The organism is Desulfonauticus submarinus, assembly GCF_900104045.1.
GTDB lineage: Bacteria > Desulfobacterota > Desulfovibrionia > Desulfovibrionales > Desulfonatronovibrionaceae > Desulfonauticus > Desulfonauticus submarinus.
In genome coordinates this window covers 1-1,378 of the sequence record NZ_FNIN01000023.1, presented here as the reverse complement: position 1 = coordinate 1,378, position 1,378 = coordinate 1, and the positions used below count along the sequence as shown (strand labels likewise).

Here is a 1,378-nt window from a genome sequence, read left to right as displayed (position 1 = left end):
ATACCATCTCTAATTCGGGTTCTATTAATGCTACTGCTAATGAAAATGATGATGGGCAAGCTTATGGCATTTATGCCTATGACTACAACAACATCACCAATTCAGGCAGCATGTCTGCTACTGCTAACGAAAACGACGCTACAGGGGAAGCTTACGGCATTTATGCCGAAAACAACAACACTATATTCAATTCAGGTTCTATTTCTGCTAATGCTAATGAAAACAGTGCTGATGGATATGCCTATGGCATTAGAGCCTATGACTCCAACACCATTACTAATTCGGGCTCTATTAATGTTAATGCTAGTACTAATGACGTAGGCACTGATGGATATGCCTATGGTATTTTTGCCGAGAACTCTAACACTATCTCCAATTCAGGTTCTATTACTGCCATAGCTAACAATAATGATGGTGAGACTTATGTTTATGGCATTTATGCAAATAAATACAACACCATCTCTAATTCAGGCAGCATTTCTGCTACTGCTAACGAAAACGATGATGATGGGTATGCCCATGGCATTAGAGCCTATGACTCCAACACCATTACTAACTCAGGCAGCATTTCTGCTAGTGCTAATAATAATGCCATTGACGGATTAGCAGCAGGCATTGCAATTGCCAACGATTCCAACACCATTACCAACAGAGGTAGCATTATTGCTAGAGCAAGTGGGAATGGTGGAGAAAATAAGGCCTATGGTATTTATATAACTGGAGATGACAATACTATTACCAATAGCGGAAGCATTAAAGCTTATGGTAAAACAAGTTATGCAATTTATATTAATGGAAATAACAATGTTTTAAACTTAGAAAAGGGGTGTTCTCTGCATGGAGATATTGCAGACCTTGGGTTTGAAGGAACAGCAACAACAGTAAATCTTGCTTCTGGAAATCGTTACTATATAACTTATGATGGGATAGATCCAACAGTAAAAGCTCCTGGATTTTTAGTTACTCAAAAAAAAGATGGAAATTTTGATGGTCGAGCAAATGGTTTAATTGCTAGTGTAGACCCTAAGAAATTGCCTGTTAGTTCAAGCGAGGCTCAAACTGTTGGTACAGGGCAAGCTTTACACTCTGTGCTTTTTGACAGAATGAAGGCAGGGGGCAATTCTTGGTGGACTACTGGATATGGAAATGTGATTTATAGAGATGAGGATAAGACTCATTCTAGAGGCATATTAACAGGAATAGATACAAAATTAGGTTTTTTAAAAAGACTTGGAGTATTTGCTGGTTTAAGTAGAGGGTATGCCAAAGAAAATGATAATACATGGGAAGTAAAGAGTCGAGGATATACATTAGGTACATATGCAGAGGCTAAGTTTAATAAGCTTAGTTCAGGGTTTGTTTTATCTTATGGAAAAGA

The 1,378-nt window shown here is 37.9% G+C and carries 1 protein-coding gene; it reads left to right on the top strand.

What is annotated here, in order from left to right; all coding sequences use genetic code 11:
• Nucleotides 1-1,378 (top strand): pectate lyase-fold domain-containing protein (locus BLP60_RS10630; RefSeq protein ID WP_434963932.1); only part of this gene is annotated, 1,378 nt, incomplete at both ends.